This window comes from Cyclobacterium lianum, assembly GCF_900143075.1.
Classification (GTDB): domain Bacteria; phylum Bacteroidota; class Bacteroidia; order Cytophagales; family Cyclobacteriaceae; genus Cyclobacterium; species Cyclobacterium lianum.
Map to the genome: position 1 here is coordinate 209,418 of NZ_FRCY01000005.1, position 19,912 is coordinate 229,329.

Annotated in this window: 20 protein-coding genes; 12 read left to right on the forward strand and 8 right to left on the reverse strand. The window is 44.8% G+C overall.

Annotation, left to right across the window (positions count from 1 at the left end; translation table 11 throughout):
* The first annotated feature begins 1 nt into the window (after position 1).
* Together hemF and BUB19_RS10105 are read left to right on the forward strand one after the other, a co-directional pair.
* Positions 2-913, forward strand: a complete 912-nt coding sequence (hemF, locus tag BUB19_RS10100; RefSeq protein ID WP_073094415.1) for an oxygen-dependent coproporphyrinogen oxidase — start codon at positions 2-4, stop codon at positions 911-913.
* On the forward strand, positions 910-1,503 hold the full coding sequence (locus BUB19_RS10105; RefSeq protein ID WP_073094416.1) for a phosphatase PAP2 family protein: 594 nt from the start codon (positions 910-912) through the stop codon (positions 1,501-1,503). Before hemF ends, BUB19_RS10105 begins: the two co-directional genes overlap by 4 nt.
* Here the strand turns inward: BUB19_RS10105 and BUB19_RS10110 are convergent.
* Positions 1,487-2,077, reverse strand: coding sequence for a riboflavin synthase (locus BUB19_RS10110; RefSeq protein ID WP_073094417.1), 591 nt, complete (start codon positions 2,075-2,077; stop codon positions 1,487-1,489). The two genes, BUB19_RS10105 and BUB19_RS10110, sit on opposite strands and share 17 nt — an antisense overlap.
* Before the next feature lie 124 nt (positions 2,078-2,201).
* Here BUB19_RS10110 and BUB19_RS10115 point away from each other — a divergent pair, with 124 nt between their 5' ends.
* The 6 genes from BUB19_RS10115 (at position 2,202) to BUB19_RS10140 (ending at position 6,023) form a co-directional block, all read left to right on the forward strand.
* Positions 2,202-2,858, forward strand: a complete 657-nt coding sequence (locus tag BUB19_RS10115) for a protein-L-isoaspartate(D-aspartate) O-methyltransferase (RefSeq protein WP_073094418.1) — start codon at positions 2,202-2,204, stop codon at positions 2,856-2,858.
* Between the two features lie 11 nt (positions 2,859-2,869).
* The gene (locus BUB19_RS10120) at positions 2,870-3,406 is read left to right on the forward strand and encodes an acyl-CoA thioesterase (protein ID WP_073094419.1); all 537 of its coding nucleotides are present in this window, start codon (positions 2,870-2,872) and stop codon (positions 3,404-3,406) included.
* Positions 3,407-3,427: 21 nt separating this feature from the next.
* Positions 3,428-3,988, forward strand: coding sequence for a hypothetical protein (locus BUB19_RS10125; RefSeq protein ID WP_073094420.1), 561 nt, complete (start codon positions 3,428-3,430; stop codon positions 3,986-3,988).
* A 1-nt stretch (position 3,989) separates the two neighbouring features.
* Positions 3,990-4,313 (forward strand): DUF3817 domain-containing protein, encoded by a 324-nt coding sequence (locus BUB19_RS10130; protein WP_073094421.1) that lies wholly within the window; start codon positions 3,990-3,992, stop codon positions 4,311-4,313.
* Positions 4,314-4,322: 9 nt separating this feature from the next.
* Complete coding sequence (locus BUB19_RS10135; RefSeq protein WP_073094422.1) at positions 4,323-5,345, forward strand: hypothetical protein; 1,023 nt, start codon at positions 4,323-4,325, stop codon at positions 5,343-5,345.
* 183 nt (positions 5,346-5,528) lie between these two features.
* On the forward strand, positions 5,529-6,023 hold the full coding sequence (locus BUB19_RS10140; protein ID WP_073094423.1) for a Dps family protein: 495 nt from the start codon (positions 5,529-5,531) through the stop codon (positions 6,021-6,023).
* 87 nt (positions 6,024-6,110) lie between these two features.
* Here the strand turns inward: BUB19_RS10140 and BUB19_RS10145 are convergent, their stop codons facing one another.
* The 7 genes from BUB19_RS10145 to alaS all read right to left on the reverse strand — a co-directional run bounded on the left by BUB19_RS10145 (position 6,111) and on the right by alaS (position 16,123).
* On the reverse strand, positions 6,111-8,564 hold the full coding sequence (locus tag BUB19_RS10145) for a leucine-rich repeat domain-containing protein (RefSeq protein WP_073094424.1): 2,454 nt from the start codon (positions 8,562-8,564) through the stop codon (positions 6,111-6,113).
* The gene (locus BUB19_RS10150) at positions 8,551-9,390 is read right to left on the reverse strand and encodes a hypothetical protein (protein WP_073094425.1); all 840 of its coding nucleotides are present in this window, start codon (positions 9,388-9,390) and stop codon (positions 8,551-8,553) included. The genes BUB19_RS10145 and BUB19_RS10150 overlap by 14 nt, the downstream gene beginning before the upstream one ends.
* Positions 9,387-9,965 (reverse strand): hypothetical protein, encoded by a 579-nt coding sequence (locus tag BUB19_RS10155; RefSeq protein WP_073094426.1) that lies wholly within the window; start codon positions 9,963-9,965, stop codon positions 9,387-9,389. The genes BUB19_RS10150 and BUB19_RS10155 overlap by 4 nt, the downstream gene beginning before the upstream one ends.
* A 25-nt stretch (positions 9,966-9,990) precedes the next feature.
* The gene (locus tag BUB19_RS10160; protein WP_073094427.1) at positions 9,991-10,461 is read right to left on the reverse strand and encodes a nucleoid-structuring protein H-NS; all 471 of its coding nucleotides are present in this window, start codon (positions 10,459-10,461) and stop codon (positions 9,991-9,993) included.
* A gap of 346 nt (positions 10,462-10,807) precedes the next feature.
* Positions 10,808-11,926, reverse strand: coding sequence for a TlpA disulfide reductase family protein (locus BUB19_RS10165; protein ID WP_073094428.1), 1,119 nt, complete (start codon positions 11,924-11,926; stop codon positions 10,808-10,810).
* Positions 11,927-11,928: 2 nt separating this feature from the next.
* Entirely contained in the window at positions 11,929-13,413 is a 1,485-nt protein-coding gene (gene gatB, locus BUB19_RS10170; RefSeq protein WP_073094429.1) for an Asp-tRNA(Asn)/Glu-tRNA(Gln) amidotransferase subunit GatB, read from the reverse strand.
* Between the two features lie 73 nt (positions 13,414-13,486).
* Positions 13,487-16,123 (reverse strand): alanine--tRNA ligase, encoded by a 2,637-nt coding sequence (alaS, locus tag BUB19_RS10175; protein ID WP_073094430.1) that lies wholly within the window; start codon positions 16,121-16,123, stop codon positions 13,487-13,489.
* Between the two features lie 153 nt (positions 16,124-16,276).
* Here alaS and BUB19_RS10180 point away from each other — a divergent pair, with 153 nt between their 5' ends.
* The 4 genes from BUB19_RS10180 (at position 16,277) to BUB19_RS10195 (ending at position 19,732) form a co-directional block, all read left to right on the forward strand.
* Positions 16,277-17,254, forward strand: a complete 978-nt coding sequence (locus BUB19_RS10180; protein WP_073094431.1) for a M23 family metallopeptidase — start codon at positions 16,277-16,279, stop codon at positions 17,252-17,254.
* 289 nt (positions 17,255-17,543) lie between these two features.
* A complete protein-coding gene (locus BUB19_RS10185; RefSeq protein ID WP_073094432.1) occupies positions 17,544-17,894 on the forward strand; it encodes a MerR family transcriptional regulator in 351 nt (116 codons plus the stop codon).
* Positions 17,878-18,999 (forward strand): DNA-processing protein DprA, encoded by a 1,122-nt coding sequence (gene dprA / locus BUB19_RS10190; RefSeq protein ID WP_073094433.1) that lies wholly within the window; start codon positions 17,878-17,880, stop codon positions 18,997-18,999. The genes BUB19_RS10185 and dprA overlap by 17 nt, the downstream gene beginning before the upstream one ends.
* Before the next feature lie 73 nt (positions 19,000-19,072).
* The gene (locus tag BUB19_RS10195; RefSeq protein ID WP_073094434.1) at positions 19,073-19,732 is read left to right on the forward strand and encodes a hypothetical protein; all 660 of its coding nucleotides are present in this window, start codon (positions 19,073-19,075) and stop codon (positions 19,730-19,732) included.
* The last annotated feature ends 180 nt before the right edge of the window (positions 19,733-19,912 follow it).

Below are 19,912 nucleotides of genomic sequence, written 5' to 3' on the forward strand. Positions count from 1 at the left end.
AATGGAAGGAATAAACAAGGAGATAATCCGGGATAAATTTAAGACAATACAAACACATATATGCGGGGAGCTGGAGGCAGCAGACGGAGGAGGCAAATTCCGTGCTGATAAATGGACCCGTGCCCAGGGAGGCGGAGGGACCACACGTGTGATGGAAAATGGCAATATCATTGCCAAAGGCGGAGTGGCCTTCAGTGCGGTACATGGCGCTACGCCTGAAAAAATCCTGAAAAAGCTGCAGCTGGAAAAGTCGGATTTTTTTGCTACCGGGGTATCCATTGTTATACATCCTATCAATCCCTTTGTGCCCATTATCCACATGAACATCCGTTATTTTGAAATGGGGGACGGAACCTATTGGTTTGGCGGTGGTATAGATCTCAGCCCACATTATGTAGACCCTGCTGACGCCCGATATTTCCACCAGCAGCTCAAACAGCTTTGCGATAAGTACCACCCGGGTTTTTACCCCAGATTTAAGAAATGGGCGGATGACTATTTCTATATCCCACACCGGGGAGAAACCAGAGGAGTAGGTGGCATTTTCTTTGACAGGCTGATTGCAGATGAGGATCTGCCTCTGCCAAAATTGCTTTCCTTCGTGGAAGAAGTAGGGTATTTGTTTCCCGAAATTTACAGCGACCTGATGAAAAAGCACTCCGGGCGGAGCTATGGAGAAAACGAACTGCAATGGCAGGCTTTGCGTAGGGGCAGGTATGTGGAATTTAATCTGGTATGGGATGCAGGCACCAAATTCGGACTGGATACCGGTGGCAGGACAGAAAGTATCCTGATGAGCATGCCTCCACAGGCGCATTGGGCATACAACTTCAAGCCCGCTCCCGGGTCAGCAGAAGCGCTTACGCTTGATAGGTTAAAGAAAGACATCGACTGGATAAATTCAGTAGTATGATTGAAAAATTAAAAGCCTGGGATGAAGCCCTGTTTTTGTTTCTGAACCAGTTGCATCTGCCCTGGCTGGATCCTGTAATGCTGGCGCTTACGGGACGCTTTATCTGGACACCTCTTTACATTTTTTTAGTGTACCTACTTGTAAAGACCTACAAAAAAGACAGTGTTTGGTATATTCTGGGGTTGGTACTTGCGGTTGTTCTGGCAGACCAACTGACCTCCGGTTTTATGAAACCATTTTTTGAACGATTACGCCCCTGCCATGACGCGAGATGGGAGGCTATGGTTCGGAATTATGCCGGATGTGGTGGAAGGTATGGTTTTGCTTCTTCCCATGCCGCGAACACCTTTGCCCTGGCGGCTTACCTTTGGAAAACAAGCAAAGCCCAGATCAATGGTATTGGCTGGTTATTCCTCTGGGCCGCAATCGTCTCCTACACAAGAATTTATCTGGGGGTACACTACCCGCTGGACATCCTGGTTGGCGCCTTGGTTGGGGCCGTCCTGGCCTGGTTAGTAGCATGGCTTAGCCTGATCGCACGGGATTCATGGAAAAGAAAAACTGATTCCGCGGCTACTGATACCCCTTGATCACCCTTTGGATATACTTCCCGATAATATCAAATTCCAGGTTCACCTGGTCTCCCAGCCTCAGCTTGTGAAAATTTGTATGCGCATAGGTGTAGGGAATAATGGCCACGCTGAATCGGCCCTCTTGTGAATTGAAACAGGTTAGGCTGGTCCCATTCACACATACGGAACCTTTTTCTACGGTGATGTTGCCCGTCTGACCATTGTAAGAGAAATCAAATATCCAGCTACCATCCTCGTCCCTGATTTGCATTACCGTTCCGGTCTGGTCCACATGGCCCTGAACGATATGCCCGTCAAACCTCCCATCAGCGGGCATGCAGCGTTCGAGATTGACGATATGCCCTTCCTCCAGTTTACCCAAATTGGTTTTTTGCAACGTTTCTGCTATGGCCGTTACGCGGTATATTTCTTTGTCCACTGCCACCACCGTGAGGCAGACACCATTATGGCTTACTGACTGGTCAATTTTTAGTTCTCCCGCCAGGGAACTCTGAATATCAAAATGCACATTGCTGCCCTCAGATTCCTTGTGCATGATTTTTCCGACAGATTCTATTATTCCTGTAAACATGTTTCAATTTCTTTAAGCAAAGCAGAAGATACAGCTTTTCGAGATAATACCGTTTCTATGGCAAAGTAAGCCATTTTTAGCGTTAACTTTGCCATTGAATTGGTATTAGATACGCGCAAAAGTCATGTTAAAACTGGAAGACAGCTACATTCATAAGGGGCAGAGGAGAAATCTTGTCCATACTTTGCGGCACAAAGGCATCAAAGACGAGGCGGTGCTGGAAGCAGTCAACACTTTTCCCCGGCATTTTTTCTTTGACTCGGCATTGCTAAGCCATGCCTATGAAGACAAGGCTTTCCCGATCGGAGAAGGGCAAACCATCTCCCAGCCCTATACGGTGGCCTTCCAAACTTCGCTGTTACAGGTCAAACCAGGGGATAAAGTTCTGGAAATAGGTACAGGTTCAGGATATCAGGCAGGAATATTGTACGGAATGGGCGCAAAGGTGCATACCATAGAATTCAATAAGGTCCTATACGAGCGCACCCGTAAATTCCTGCCAAAAATTGGTATCCGGGTAAGCCACTATTGCGGGGATGGTAGCAAGGGATTGCCGGAACAGGCTCCTTTTGATAAGATCATCGTAACGGCGGGTGCTCCGGCCGTGCCCAAGACCTTATTGAAACAATTGGCGCTCGGCGGGTTAATGGTAATTCCCGTGGGAGACAGGAGTACCCAGCAGATGCTCCGCCTGACCAAACAAACGGAAAAGAAAATTCTGAAAGAAAATTTTGACAATTTTGCATTCGTACCGCTCCTGGGGGAAGAGGGCTGGCAATAAAGCAGGAACATATGGAAGGGAACAAAAAATATGTGCAGGAATCTGAGGTAATCATGACCGAAATGGTCCTGCCAAACGACACCAATACCCTGAACAATCTGATGGGAGGTAAATTGATGCATTGGATGGATGTGGTAGCTGCGATTGCTGCGCAGCGCCATTCCAATTCTATAGTCGTGACCGCATCAGTAGACAACATTTCGTTCCGAAACCCTATCGCACTGGGGAATGTAGTTACCCTCCAATCTCAGGTGACCAGGGCATTTACCACTTCGATGGAAGTATACATCGAAGTATCTGCGGAAGACATTCCCGTCAATAAAAAATATGCTTCTCACAGGGCTTTTTTCACTTTTGTGGCGGTAGATAAGGAGGGTAAGCCGATAAAGGTTCCCGAATTGATCCCAGTCGGAAACAAGCAGGAAGAATTGTATGCAGGTGCTTTGCGGCGCCGGCAGTTGCGTCTGATCCTGGCCAACCGTATGGATCCGAAGGATGCTACCGAATTAAAGTCACTGTTTGATCTGGATGGAGTCAACAAGAAATAATTATTTTGTAATTTTATTGAAATGAATAGCAAAGAACTTTCTCTTCTCCTTAGCGAAGACATTTTTGTGATCAGGGACGAAATCACTGAAAAGATAGCCGCTGACGAAATGGCTTTAAGGATGAAGCTGGCCGCCGAAAATGTCGATCTGGTCGAAGAATCTCCCATTGAACCTGAGTCCGCAACCGAGCGGGATCCTGAGCCCATCCAATATGAGGGCAGCTTTCAAAAATCGATTTTAGTGATTCATCAGGGTGAGACATTGCCGGAGCAGTCGCGGGATTTTCTGTTTAAGGTGTTCAGAGCTGTCAATCTCTCGCTAAGGGATATCGCATTGGTCTCCGAAAAGGCCCTGAAAGACAGCAATGAAGATCCTCTGGCGCAGCTCGAACCCAACAAAATGATTCTTTTTGGCAGCTTGCACCACCCCTTAATGAAAATGAAGAAAGACAATTATCATATCTCTCAGGAGCCAGTGGAATATTTCTTTGCTGATGAATTGGAAGAATTGGAAAACAATGAAGGATTGAAGCGAAAACTCTGGAATACACTACAGGTATTTTTCAACATTAAAAAACAATAACATGACAAATGAAGAAAGATTGGCTATTTTAAAGCGTTTCAGAATTATCAGCCTGACAGAAGGAGTTTCCATGCTGATACTGGTTTTCATTGCCATGCCCTTAAAATGGATATTTGAATTACCGGCTATGGTCACCTACGTCGGCTGGATCCATGGCATACTGTTTATCCTATACATACTGGTGCTCTTCCCTACATCCCGGAAATTGCGCTGGACCTTCCAAAATGCATTGTTTGCACTTATTGCATCGGTACTTCCCTTCGGACCCTTTTTATTTGATCGAAAATTGAAGAAACAGGAAGCGGTAATGGAGGAGCGAAAATAAAGGGCGAGCATGGCAGTCATCAGTAAAAAGAAGATTGTTTATCCCATCAGCGAAAATCTGAGGCATTACCTGATCAAGTATGGTCGGGAAGTTGATATCCCTATACACTATAAGGAATTGCTGAGGTACAGTAATTCCATCGCGCTCTATGATTTTAAGGGAAACGATACACTGTGGGAAACAGTCTTTTACGATGAATCCGACAGAAATGAAATCCACTTTAAAGTTAAAAAAATCTACGCACTCCTGAAGGCCGATGGAGACATGAGTGTCATGCAACATCTCTACGTAGACAGGATCGATCTCTGTACCTATGGCAATACACAACCATTCCGGGTACGGATTGTCAATCGCATCAATGATAATTTCGACTATTTCTATATCAAGAATGCAGATGCATCCCGGGTATATGGTTTGGAGCTGGAGCACCTGCTGTCGCCCAACAGAATCGGCTACCTAGTATATAAAGACTCACTGATAGAAGAACATATCGCGGGCATTCCTGGCGAACAGTTTATGAAACAGCAACTCCATGACCCTTTGCTGAACCCCATTCGCTTGTCCAAGGAATTTGTCAAATTCAATGAACGGTGCTTTGTGCGGCTGCTTGGTGACATGCATTCTTCCAATTTTGTGATCGATGTAACTCCGGACTTCGAAGAAACCCACTACCGGATAAGATCCATCGATTTTGATCAACAATCATACGAAGGAAAAAAAGCCATTTACCTACCCCAATATTTCAAACAAAACAATGCGCTTATCCAACTGGGCATCCGCCACATCACCCCGGAGTCCATGGCCCAATACCAAAAGGAGGAGCGTGCCCTGATCGCTACCCGGCTCAAGAGCTCTCCAAAAGAAATTGCCGATATCCTCAACAGCATGGAGCAGGACACGATCTCCACTGAGACGAATACCTCCACCCTGAAACAGGAATTGGCAAGACACTATAGCAATCCGAACTTTTTGAAATGTCAGAATATGGGTGAGATCTTGAGAATGAGTCTGAATCAGGTTTTGCAGCGGTAAAATATGTGATTATCACAGCCTTTTTTAAATTAATGTTTTGTTTATCATTACATTGGCAAAAATATCCAAACAAAATACCTGAATTTTCGTTAATAGGAGTACTACGTAAAACAACAGATTGGCATAATTTGTGTTGTTTTACCGGATAATATCTTTTACAAACAATTAAAATAATTGACCATTATGAGCATTTCAGCAGAGAAAAGGGTTTTTAAAAAACTAGGATATAATAAAGAAGAATCAGAAAAAATTGTCGGATCTCTCAACAAACTTTTGGCGAATTACCACGTGCACTATCAGAAGTTGAGAAACTTTCACTGGAATGTAACTGGCAGCGATTTCTTTGACCTGCACGAAAAATTTGAGGAATTGTACGACGAGTCTTTTGCGAATATCGATTTGATCGCTGAACGGATCCGTGTTTTTGGAATGACTCCGTACAGCTTGATGAAAGATTACCTCGAACATGCCGACATTGAAGAAGTTGGCACCGATTTGAGTTCCAAAGCGATGGTGGAAGAGGTATTGAAAGACTTTCAAATCCTCGTAGACAACATGAATGAATGTGCTGTAAAAGTGGCCGACCTTGGTGATACAGCTACAGAGGACATGTTGATCGCATTTATCAAGAGTCTGGAGCTACACCACTGGATGTTGAGCTCTTTTATCAAAGAATAGAAAAAAGCCCCTGAGGGGCTTTTTTTTTGCTTATCCGTTAATGGCTGATGGTCAGCAAAAATCCATCAGGTTCCGCTATTTTAATGCTCAATAGTACCTCACCTCACAGTCAGGCAACATCTCTCTGAACCGATCGATATTCCTGCTACTGATTCGGGTATTGTAGCAGATGAGGTTTTCGAGGTTAATCATGTGACTGATTGGCTTCAGGTTTCTCACATTAGTACTGGCAATATCCAGACTCCGCAGGTCGTATAGCATTTCTATCCCTTTCAGGTTACTGATATTGGTACCGGACAGATTCAGTTGCCTGATCCTGCCAAGATTATTCAGGGGACTCAGCTCCTCCACGGATGTATTGGAAACATCCAGAACCTCGAGATAGGCCAACGGCTCCAGTACAGAGAGATCTGTAAATGGTGTTTCTACAATTTGCAGGGATTCCAGTCTTTCCAATCTGGATAGCGCAGAAGGATCCTGCAAAGGCACGCTTCTTATACTGAGCTCCTTCAGGTTAAAAAATATCAATAAAGGTTCGAGATCATAAATATTGGCGCCATCGATAGAAAATCTTTCGCTTGCCGTGATCTTGTGCAGTGTTTCTGTATCCGGAGAGCCGGACAGGTCAAAATAAGACTGAAACAATCCGCTCCATTCGCTTTCCAGGCCGGTCCACCAACTTTCAAGTGCTGCGGTCCGGAATATAATATTGGCCCCGGGGATCAACCTGGCAAGTTCGAAAACCTCCCAATCCGGCACTTCAGTATTGTCCAGGTAAACCAGCTCAAGTGCTGTCAGTGTTTTCAATGGGTCAATGGAGCTGATTTGGGTATTCACAAAGGACACCTTTTTGAGTCCTTTCAGCTCCTGCAGTGCCCGCAGGTTTGACACAGCCGATTTATCTCCATGTATGTGTGTGAGGGTTTTTATTTCCGCCAAAGGAGACAAGTCTTCCACCATGGTGTTTTCGAAAGAGATGAAGACGGCATTCTTGAATTTCAATGCCGGCCTGAGGTTGATGACCTTGCTGCCATCTAAATTCAGGGAATCAATATTGACCAACTCGGAAAGTTCTTCTATACTGGGTTGCCCCTGCCCCAAATTGGGAAATCGCTCTATGAAAACCTGGTTCCAGCCATTGGGAAGCGTATTCCACCAGGTTTGCAGGTTTTCCACATTGTGGATCAGCAGAATTCTACGATTTACCCTGGCAAAGGATTCAGCGGCATTTTCGGAAATACTGGTCCGGTCTGCGTAGATCCTGGTCACAGATTTGGACCCGCTCAATGGATCTAATTGACTCACTTCAGTTCCATTGATGTTCACTCTCCAGAGATTTGGCAAAGCGGCGAGTGGTGAGAGATCAAGTATATTGGTGGCCTCCAGGTTTATTTCTTCCAGGCTTTTCAATTCTGACAAGAACCCGAAATTGATCAGATAGTTACCACTGAGATTGAGTTTTTTTAGGTTTACGAGATTTTTGAGGTTCTCTATATTGTTAAATCCGCTTTCATCCAGATCCAGGACTTCCATTTGGGCAAAGTTTTCCATCACCGCAAAGCCCTGCAGTGCCGTCTTGGATGCTTTAAATATCTTTAATCCCTTCAGGCTGGTCAGCTCTTCAATGTTGTCAACTGCTGTGCCTGAAATATCCAGGTAAACAAGCTTGTCCGAATATTTGATAAACTGAATATCTGCTGTAGGTGTGTGGGATACGTCCAGATGAGACAAGTAGGTAACATTACTCACCGGGGCCAATTCTTTAATCTGGGTGTGACTAATGTCCAGATACTTGAGGTCCCTGAATACCTGAATGGGGGAAATGTCCACAAGCAGTCGGTTTCCCGAAAGATCGAGGGAATCCAGGCCGGAGATTTTGTACAACATATCCAGCTCTACTGAATCTTCCTCCTGTATGCCAAACTTCTCTTTCAATAAGCTTTCCCATTCCAGTGAGAGCGAAGACCACCATTCCAGCAGTTCTTCATCTCTGCTAAGCTTGGTGGTGTAGATACTGGCTATTTTCAGTTCATTCGAATCGTGGTCCAGATTGATCTCAATGTAACGGGGTTTGGTGTTCTCTATATTTTCGTTTTCCAATCCTGTACCAGTCAGGGTCCTGTCCAGGGAAATCTCAAAAAACAACTCGTCATTGTCATTTAACTTAGGTTTTACCTCCTTTACCTTAAATTCAAAGGAAACATCCCTGAAAAAAAATTCAATGTCTTTCAGGTAGGCAACAACATTTTTGTTGGTAATGACCTGTCTGTCTGTAAGCAAATCATCTTCGATTTGCACATTTTCATCCCTGAAAATTTTTTTATAACTCTCCCGGATGATTACATCTTTGTCTCTTGCCGAGGTTTCTCCACTTCCTACGGTATTGAGAAAATACTGCAAAAACCTGACCTGATCTTCGGCTTGCTGGCTAAAGTTCTTTATTTCCTGTTTGCTGTACTCCCCCAGCTCCTGAGCCAGGATCAGCGGCATACTGCTAAAAAAAATAAGTAGCAGAGAAATATTTGTTTTAATTGCGGTCATAGATGTAATTCAATATAATTTCTTTATCTCCCTCTTCAAGTTTCAGCAGATTGGCGATGAGCCAGCCGGTATTGAATCCAGGCCGATTGAATTGGGTAAGTTCAAAATACCACTTATCGATTTGAAAAAAATGAAATTTGGTATCTTTCACTGTTTCGAACTTCATCCTGTTGCTTTTAATTTCAAACAGAAATAAGGTAAGATAATCCGGTTGAAAACCATCTGGCGTATAAGATTCTGGGCGGGGATTGTCCAGCATGGCTTTCTTTAGATTCATAAAGCCTAACTCGTGGCTGAGCGGATGTAAAAATTTCTTATCGTCTCCCTCAGGTTTGTTAAACGCATCTGAGAAGGGAGGAAAATTTACATTTTCTATCACCCATTCATAACCCAGGCCCTGAGGCTGTAATTTCAAAAACAGGATCACATCCTGCTTTCGCCCGTTGTAATTGAAGACTGTATTGACCTCTGCAAACCACTCTCCTCCATGAAAATTTAAATACTGCGGATAGGTATCAGAAACCACATGCGCAATAAATTCTCTTTTCAGCTCATTTGAAATATCTGACGTTTCGTTATCAAACAGAATATTGATGAAGGATCTTCGCAATGCCTTGTCACGGTAATTTTCATCACCAGGATTATACCTGATATCTCCCTCTTTGCTTTCCTCTGCGTTGAATCGTCTAAAAAATTGGTTGACTTGTTTGGTTGCGGCAGCAAACCTGCCGTCGTCTATAACCCGACCGGAGCTATCAAAGGATTGCCCCGGTGCGGAAATTATAGAAATAAATAGGGTAGTTAAACTTAATAATATTAATCTCATGCTGATGTTTCCGTCACTCTCACGTCTCCCAGCAACACATCCCAAAACTCTATGGTTCGTCCGGAAATCTGCGTTTGTTTCTTTTCAACGTAAATGGTGATGTCTTTTTTTGTAGTATCTCTGTAGTTCAATCCGGCTTCCTGTGAAGTACCCTCAAATCTCTGGTAAATGGTAATTACACCCACATACCTGCCATCCGGCTGCCTCTCAAGGTCACTGATATAATGGATATCATACCAACTGATATTTACACGGTCATAATTCAACGCCATCAAACGTTCGAAATACCGCCTGATTTTGTAATAGGCAATTTCGTTTGTATTGATGGAGGACACGCCCATTTCAGCATCCGGCGCAAACAGTTCTTCTGCCCTGTCCATTACTCTGGTGGCCTCGGAAAATTGGGTCTCCTTGCTTCCGATAATACTGATATATTTACTCAAATCCTTAACCTTTTCCAGAGCCAGGGAATCGATGGCCTGCTTTCGCTGAGGACTTATGTTTTCATCCTGGGCAAATACCGAAATGGAGGTAGCCAGGAAAAAGATCAAAAGGGATGGAATATATTTTTTCATAATCGCTTTATTCTTTTTTTGTTAATTATCTTCTTCTTAGTTCTAGTTCGGTAACTTTCCCTGATCCATCCATCCTGATATCACTGATAAAATTCAGGTTTTTCTGGGTATCCTTCAGGTAATTGAGGTAACGCTCGATAGTCGTAGGCTCATCGTAATCCTTGACGCCGGATTCTTCATGAATAACGATCAATACAGGCGTATTTTGATTGGAAAACATTCCCAGTGCTTCTCTGATCGTATTATTTGCGCTTTGAAGGTTCGAGGCATTTGCCACTGCATCGAAATAATTCTCCAATTTTCCTACAGCCACTTCTTCTGCAGAGGGTTGTTCCGGTTCAGGCTCAGGCGCTGGCGCCGGCTCTTCTACGGGTGCTGGTTCTGGCTCTGCTTCCACAACCTTTTTCTTGCTTTTACAGGCTCCCATGGCCAGTAGCAAGAATAGCATGACGGTCAGTGACCGAGTTAAGGGAAATTTCAGGTGTCTTTTTTTCATAAGAGTTGAATGGTTTTAATAGTAAGTGCAAAATCTATTGGAAGATGAGGTAAGGCCGTTTACCTTACTCTTCATTTGGATTTTAATGTGTAGTATTTAATTTTTATATGAACAATACCAATAAATTTAGTATCCAACGGATATCGTGCGCCTCAATGGGTGACTATTCCTCTGCTACAGCATATACGGTAATTCCCATGATCTGTCACAGTTGGATGCATTGCAAGCACGATCAATTATAGTAAATATTTTCGGCAAACACATGCCTGAAAGTCGTTTTTATACTGTTTTCTGTATTTCACAACGAATATTTAACGGCAATCCCTTCGATTAATGTAGCGAATTTTTATTCAAACAACTCCTCCAACTTGCGCTCCAACGACCTGCCTCTGAGGTCTTTTGCCAGGATTTTTCCTTCCGGGTCAATCATGTAGGTGGCAGGAATGGCATTGATCTGATAGGTTGCAGCAGCCTCCGAATTAAAATACTTCAAATCCGATACCTGAGTCCACTCAAGTCCATCTTCCTCTATAGCATTGACCCACATTTCTCTGGTACGGTCCAGCGAAACTCCGAATACTTCGAAGCCATCATCCTTGTATTTGTTGTACAGCCGAACCACATTGGGATTTTCATCCCGGCAGGGTTTGCACCATCCGGCCCAAAAATCTACCAGCACATACTTGCCCCTCAAGTCTGAAAGATTTACCGTCTCACCGTCCGGATTGGGAAGAGAGATCTCCGGAGCAGGTTGCCCGATCGAGAGGGCCCGCAATTCATCCAGCTCCTGCTTCCAGGAATTGATTAGCTGCATGTCTGGGTATTTGCTTCCTAATTCTACAATGACACTATCCATATAGTTAAAATCGGTCCGCGGGTTCAGCATGCCCAAGCCAGCCAGGGCAGCGAAGCTGCCTTCCATCTGGGCAATCGCCTCCTTCACCCTCTCCGCGTGATTCAATTCCAATTCCATGGCCTGCTCCTGGATGGCCTGAATTTTATCCTGATCTTTATCTGCCATCGCCTCGTAAAACTCAGAATTTAGTGCATTTCCCTCTTCCTGGTATTGAGCAGTAAGTTCATCAATCTTCAACATCAGCTGGCTGTCCTTTGAGCCGGATATTTCAAGATCATCTGTCTGAAAATCATAGTTAACTGCTGCATCCTGATCATAAAGTGCCAGACGTACGGTCTTTTCTCCAAAAAGGTCGAGTTCATAGAAATTCGGATTTTCCAGGCTCAGCTCATAGGAAAACCTGCCGCTTTCGTTCACTTTTAGGGTATCCAAAACGCTGACCCTATCAATATTGTATACTGAAAGGAGCAATTGTCCTTCGGGAGCATTTTTTAATTGTCCCGAAATGGTGACCTTTCCGTCAAAATCCTGCTTGTCCTGTTCGCTACAGGCAGAAACAAAAAAGGCCACGATCCCGATTGAGAGTATTGCTTGAATTAAATGTCTCATGTTCACCGGTTCAATAATTCTGATAATATTCTACTTGCCACTTTTGGGTCTGCTTTTCCTTTGGATTTCTTCATTACCTCTCCCATAAACATCCCCATAAGGCCCTTTTTACCTGATTGGTACTCCTGGACCTTAGCTGCATTGTCTGCCAGTACCGACTCGATCAGTGGGCGTATCGCACCTTCGTCACTTTCCTGTATCAGATTCATTTCCTGGGCAATCTCCAGCGGAGATTTTGCGGGTGTCCTGAGCATCTCTGGATAAATTTTCTGCGATGCCACGGTATAGCTCACCTTTCCTGCATCTATCAATGCTATCAGAGAAGCCATTTGTTTGGGATCTATCGGAAAGTCCCCGATCCCCAGGGTAAGTTCATTCAGATAGGACTTAACCGGTCCCATCAACCAATTGGAAGCACTTTTGTAATTATCGGTATGGTGACACAAATCTTCAAACCACAGGGCAATTTCCTTCTGGTCGGTAAGCACACCGGCATCGTATTCCGGCAAACCGTAATTGTCTACAAATTTTGCAAAAAGCTCACGCGGCAATACGGGCATATCGTCTCTGATGGAATTTAACCATTCGTCAGAAATCACCACCGGGCTTAAATCCGGTTCCGGGAAGTACCTGTAATCGTTGAGATCTTCTTTTGTACGCATACTTCCGGTACTTCCTGTAGTCGCATCAAAGGTCCTTGTCTCCGAAACGATATCTTCTCCCCGCTCCAGGAGACCTACCTGTCTTTCAAACTCATGCTCTATAGCTCTGGCCACGTTCCGGAAAGAATTCATATTCTTTACTTCCACTTTCTTTCCCAAAACCTCGTCTCCTCTCAGGCGCACCGATACATTGGCATCACATCTTAAAGAGCCCTCTTCCATATTCCCATCACATATCCCCAGGTACTTGACCATCTTTTTGATTTCAGTAAGTACATTGTAGGCCTCCTCAGAGGATCGCATATCGGGTTCTGTTACAATTTCTATCAGGGGTACACCGGCACGGTTAAAGTCTACCAGTGTATCAATTTCTCCCGCAAGATGAATCGACTTACCGGCATCTTCTTCCATGTGTATGCGGGTCAGGGCCACGTTTTTCTTTTCTCCGCTGTCCAAAACAATCGGCACGTGCCCGCCTACACAAATGGGGTCTTTGTCCTGGGTCAATTGGTACCCCTTGGGCAAATCGGGATAAAAATAATTTTTTCTGGCAAATACGTTTTTCCGTGTAATGGAAGAATGGCAGGCCAACCCCATTTTGATGGCATATTCCACAGCTCTTCTGTTTACTTTAGGTAATGTACCCGGATGTCCCAACGTAATCACTGAGATATTGGTATTGGGCATATTGCCATACGCTGTGGAATCTGAGGTGTACATTTTGCTCTTCGTGAGCAATTGGGCATGCACTTCAAGCCCGATGACGAGCTCGTATTTTTTCCTGGTCTCTTCTTCCACCGGGGAAACAGACTTCTCTTCAATCATGATTCAATCATTACATTAATCGTTCCAAAATTGGCGGAGATTTCACCTAAAACCAAATCTGGAACGGGTAAAATTATTTCTCAGCTAGCTGGAGCAGGGCTTCTGCTTTTGTCAATACCTCAGGTAATCCCGAGGAGTCTTTTCCACCGGCCGTCGCGAAAAAGGGTTGACCTCCCCCACCACCTTTAATCTCGCGGGCCAGGGTTTTGACCATCTGTCCCGCATCGAGTCCTTTTTCCCGTACCAGCCCATCGCTGATCACCACTGCAATCTGTGGCTTACCACCTATGTCGGCCGCCAACACTGCTACCAAAGCCCCCATTTCATTTTTCAATTCAAAAGAAAGCTTTTTTAAAGCGTCTGAGTGGGGCAATTTAATCAAACCCAGGATTAATTCGTAACCGTTCAAGGATTTTGCCTGATTTTTCAGACTTTCCTTAATCTGCTCTGTCTCCTTAAGCTGCAGCCCTTCAATTTCTTTCCTCAGGCTGCTCCGCTCATCGATCAACTGCTGGATGGAACCCAACAAATCTTTCGGAAACTTCAGTATTTCCTGTGCATCCTGCAATAACTGAAGCTTTCGGTTAACGTACCCTTCGGCCATTTTACCGGTCACAGCTTCTATTCTCCGCACACCCGAGGAGATGGACGTTTCCGAGACGATCTTAAAGTATCCGATCTCGCCGGTTGCACCCACATGTGTTCCCCCACACAACTCTATCGAAAATGTGGGGTCGAAAGCAATGACCCGTACCTGATCGCCATATTTCTCCCCAAAAAGGGCTGTGGCCCCCATCGCCTTTGCCTCAGAAATGGGCACATTTCGCCGCTCATCCAAGGGGATGTTTTCCCGGATTTTTTCGTTTACCAGGCATTCCACCTGATCCAACTCCTCCACGCTCAACCTGGCAAAATGGGAGAAATCAAACCTTAACAGTTTTTCATTCACCAGGGAGCCTTTCTGCTGCACGTGCTCCCCCAAAACCTGCTTTAACGCCGACTGCAGCAGGTGAGTCGCCGAATGGTTGTTTCTTGTCCTTTTTCTCTTCTCCGCATCTACCTCACAGAAAAACTCGCCTTTTGTAAATTCAGGCAACCTATCTACCTGATGCACAATGAGATCATTTTCCTTTTTGGTATCGAGGACGCGTATGGTCTCGTTTCCATTGGACAGCGTACCTGTATCCCCTACCTGCCCGCCACTCTCTGCATAAAAGGGTGTCTCGGTCAGCACCAATTGAAAACTACTCTTCTTTTTATCCTTTATTCTTCTAAATTTAATGATTTTTGCCTGGGTGCTCAGTAAGTCGTATCCGACAAATTTTGACGTATCCTCCTCAGATACCTGTACCCAATCACCTGTCTCTGAACTTGCAGCCGATCTGGAGCGCTCTTTCTGTTCCTCCATGGACTCCATAAATCCCTTTTCATCGACAGAAAGACCATTTTCTCTGGCAATAAGTGAAGTCAAGTCCAGGGGAAAACCATAGGTATCGTACAGTTCGAAAGCGATCTGGCCCGGAATCACCGCCTCATTCCTCGCTTTCAGCGCATCCTGAATACCCTCCAGATTTTTCAGGCCCTTATCCAGGGTCCTCAGGAATGCCATTTCTTCTTCCTGTATTACTTTCCCGATAAAATCTTCCTGCGCCTTCACTTCCGGAAAAAACTCTCCGAAATGGGCGGAGAGCAGGGGCACCAACTGATACAGAAATGGCGATTTGAGGTCAAGAAAGGTGTACCCATACCTCAGTGCTCTCCTCAGAATTCTCCGGATCACATAGCCTGCCTTATTATTGGACGGAAGTTGGCCATCTGCAATGGAAAAAGATATGGCCCGGATATGGTCCACGACCACCCGGAAAGCGATATCGGTCTTTTCGGAATATCCGTAGGAAATACCTGAGAGCGTTTCAATTTTACTGATGAAAGGGGCAAACAAATCCGTGTCGTAATTCGACTTTTTATTCTGGATCACCCTGACCAGCCGCTCCAGTCCCATCCCGGTATCTACATGCCTGGCAGGCAACTCCTGCAGGCGCTTATCAGAAAATCTGTTGAATTGTATAAATACCAAATTCCAGATCTCAATCACCTGGGGATGGTCTGCATTGACCAGCTCCCTACCCGGCAACTTGTCTATTTCCTCCTGTTCCCGCATATCGATATGGATTTCTGAGCATGGACCACAGGGACCCGTCTCTCCCATTTCCCAGAAGTTATCTTTCTTGGATCCATACAATATTTTCTCCTTCGTTACCAGGCTTTCCCAGATGGAAAAGGCCTCTTTATCCTCTGCTAATCCATCCTCGGAATCTCCACCAAAAATGGTGACGTACATGCGCTCAACCGGCAAGTGATATACATCTGTCAACAATTCCCAGGCCCAGTGGATGGCCTCTTTTTTGAAATAATCGCCAAAGGACCAGTTTCCCAACATCTCAAACATGGTATGGTGATAGGTATCCACGCCTACTTCCTCCAAATCATTGTGTTTTCCTGAAACCCTAAGGCACTTTTGACTGTTAGTAACCCGAAGATGAGCCGGGATATCATTGCCCAGAAAAAAATCCTTGAATTGATTCATCCCGGCATTGGTAAACATCAGGGTGGGGTCATTCTTAACAACGATCGGTGACGAGGGAACAAATTGATGCTTTTTAGATTGAAAAAATTCAATAAATTGGCTTCTTATTTGTTTGGAATTCATGTTTATTTAGCTTAAACTTGACTGGTTGGAATTTTTGGTATTTTTGGATTATCTTTGTACCCAAACACCCAATTGAAAGTTTTTGAGCAAGTAAATTGATCACCCGGGTTTTTCGGAATACAAAATTAAAAGTTTTAACGTACTATTTGATAAATGAGTAGAATAAAATATTACTACGATCCCAAAACCTGCAAATACGAAAGGTACGTAAGGAGTAAATGGGACGTAACCCTAAACGTGTTGGGTTTTTTATCCCTCTCTTCCATACTTGCGGTAGGCATTCTGCTGGTATTCCATTATTATTTCGACAGCCCCAAAGAATTGATGCTGAAGAAAGAAAACAGGGAATTGAAATTGTACTACGAGCTGCTGGAGCAGGAGGTGGGCCAACTGAATACCATGATGGCCGACCTTCAGGAAAGAGACGACAACCTGTACAGGGTTATTTTTGAGTCGGAGCCCATACCCAATTCTGTAAGGAAAGCGGGCTTTGGCGGGACAGACCGCTTTAGAGAGATCAAGGAAAAAGGCCTCAACCAGGAAAAGATGATCATTTCAGTTTCCAGTAAAGTGGAGACCCTCAAAAGGCAGCTATATATCCAATGGGAGTCGTATAACGAACTTTCTGAGACGGCCATGAACAAGGAAGAATACTGGGCGTCTATCCCTGCCATCCAGCCCATACATAATGAAGAACTAAACAGATTGGCCTCCGGATACGGTATCCGGCTTCACCCCATCTTAAAAGTGAGAAAAATGCATACAGGTGTAGACTTCTCTGCGCCAAAAGGCACTCCAATTTACGCGACCGGAGACGGTGTAGTTAAGCAGGTGCGCACCGAATTTGGAGGATATGGCAAATCCATTATCATAGACCATGGGTTTGGCTTCAATACCCGATATGCGCACATGAATGATTTCAATGTAAGAGTTGGCGACAAGATCAAGCGGGGCGACAAGATCGGAACGGTAGGTAATACCGGATCATCCACTGCACCGCATGTCCACTATGAGGTGATCAAGGACGATAAATATGTCAATCCTGTTAACTATTTCTTCAAGGATCTGGAGCCCAGCGAATTTGATAAAATACTGGAACTTGCCTCCAGAGAGAACCAGTCGCTCTCCTAAAGCCAGGCGCCGGCAAAGACAATACAGAAAACCTTCCCTTCATTAGAAATGGGGAGGTTTTTTGCTTTTACCCATGTCAATGATTTCCTCTGACAACCGATCATGGTCGGCCGGGAATCTGTAAAATCCCCTCAGCTAAAAAATAATACTGAGGGCCTCCGCCTGAACATCTGTTGGGGAAAATGAGACTCCCGACTTAAAATTTGAGAATTTAGATAATATATTAAACAAATAGCCATTCCATATAATAGATAATTTTTATATTTTTGAATACAAAAAGTCCGGTCCATTGCCCTACAGAGAAAAAGAAATAGAAAAGAAATACTACTCCATCGGCGAAGTGGCGGAAAAATTCAGAGTAGCTACCTCGCTGATCCGGTATTGGGAAGGTGAATTTGATATCATTAAGCCCAAAAAGGATAAAAAAGGTAACAGACGATTCACCCGGGATGATTTGGAGAAGATTCAGCTCATCTACCACCTGGTGAAAGAAAAGGGTTATACCCTGGCTGGCGCTCAGGAGATCATCAAAAAGGACCTGCACAAAATTCAGGATACCGCTGCCATGATTCAAAGATTGCACGAAATCAGAGGTTTTTTGACAGCTATCAGGGACAATCTGGATGGCAACGGAAAGTAAACTATTGTACAGCCTGGCCCTAAGCCTCTTTCCCAACTTAGGGCCCGGCACTTTCAAGACAATCCTCAATTATTGCGGGACGGCAGAGGGATTTTTTGACCTGACTCATGGCAAGGCCATGAAGATCCCGGGCATTGGTCCAAAGTTACTGGCCTATAGAAAAGGAAAAGATGCCTACCTAAGGGAGGCAGAAGAGATCATTGAGCAGGCGGACAAACAGGGCATCGACATACATGGCTACCTGGATGAGAATTACCCCGCCAGATTGAAAAATATTCCGGACGCTCCTCCACTCCTTTTTTCCCTGGGCAACATGGACCTCAATCCGGCAAGGACAGTAGGCATCGTAGGCACCAGAAATGCCACCGCATACGGGCGAAATATCACCCAAAAAATCACTGAGGAACTGGCCAGATTCAATCCCACCATTATCAGTGGTCTGGCATATGGCATAGATGTGGAAGCCCACCGCTCAGCGATCGCCAACCAACTGCAAACCATTGCCGTGCTGGGTTCGGATCTTAACACCATCTATCCCGCGGCACACAAAAAAACAGCTCAACAGATGAGGGAAAAAGGTGGCCTTTTGACTGAGTTCAAGATGGGAAGCCCAATGAATCCGAGCAATTTCCCTCAACGAAACCGTATAATTGCAGGCTTGTCTGATGCCCTCATTGTCGTAGAAGCAGCCAAAAAAGGCGGTGCACTGATCACTGCCGAGATTGCCTATAGTTACAACAGGGAGGTTTTTGCCGTACCGGGAAACCTGCAGTCTCCCTATAGCGAAGGCTGTAACAATCTGATCAGAAGCATGAAAGCAGGCATCTACATGGGCGCTGAGGAAATTGTAGAATCCCTTTCCTGGGACAAAGAAACAGGAGCGACGGCATCCGCTAAAACAATGCCCGACACGTCTGATTTAGATCCCATAGAAATGAAAGTGCTGGAGAGGCTGTATGAAAAAACGGCAGCCGAAATCGATTGGCTTAGCAGAGACCTCAATATACCTGCCCCCGAGCTGGCCATCAAGTTGCTCAACCTGGAATTTCTCGGTTTTGTCAAGGCCATCCCGGGAAAAAAGTACCAATGGACCGGATCCAATTAAGATATTTCCTCGGTTACGCTACTTTACTAGGGATAATTGGTTAACTTGGTAAACTACCACTAAAACGAAAACCATGAAAAATTCTTTTACATTCTTAAGCTGTTTATTGATACTGATGGCTTCCTGCACACCAGAAACCAAAGAATCGTCGGATAGCCTGCCTATGAAGGTAGCCAGAGCCTATGGTTTTGATCAACTCGATGAGGTCAAATCCATTTCCTATACCTGGAATGTGCGAAGAGACAGTGCCACCGTGCTGGTAAGGGATTGGGCATGGGATATGGAAAAGGGTGAAGTATCCTATTCCGGGCCGGACACCTCAGCTACCTATCTGATTGCTGAAAAAACTGCAGCATTGGAAAGTGTGGATCAAAAATTTATCAATGATAAATATTGGCTGCTATTCCCGTTTCAGTTGGGATGGGATGATGGCTATGAAGCCGAGGTTGTAGAATATCAAACTTCGCCAATAAACGGAGAGGCAACTACCAAAATCATTATCAGGTACAACGATTCTGACGGCTACACGCCGGGGGATGCTTATGACATCTATATCGATGAGCAGTACATGATCAAAGAATGGGTATTCAGACGCGGTGATGGACCCGAAGGAAGGGCCTTTACCTGGGAAAATGTAGCCGAATTTGGGGGGATTAAGATTGCGCAGGACCACCGACTGGAAAACGGAGAAAAGATCATCTGGTTTACAAATGTGGAAGTAGAGAAAAAATAGTGTTTGACCCATTGTTTGGGTCTTTGCTATACATACTGGCTGAACAAAAAAGCCTGAAGGTCCAAACAAAGAAAATTCCTGAAATCCGCTTGTTTATTTCTCCCCAGAGTGTAACTGGCAATGACCGAAACAGGAAATCAAATTGCGACTGGGATAGGCAGATATACCGGCTGGAGCAAC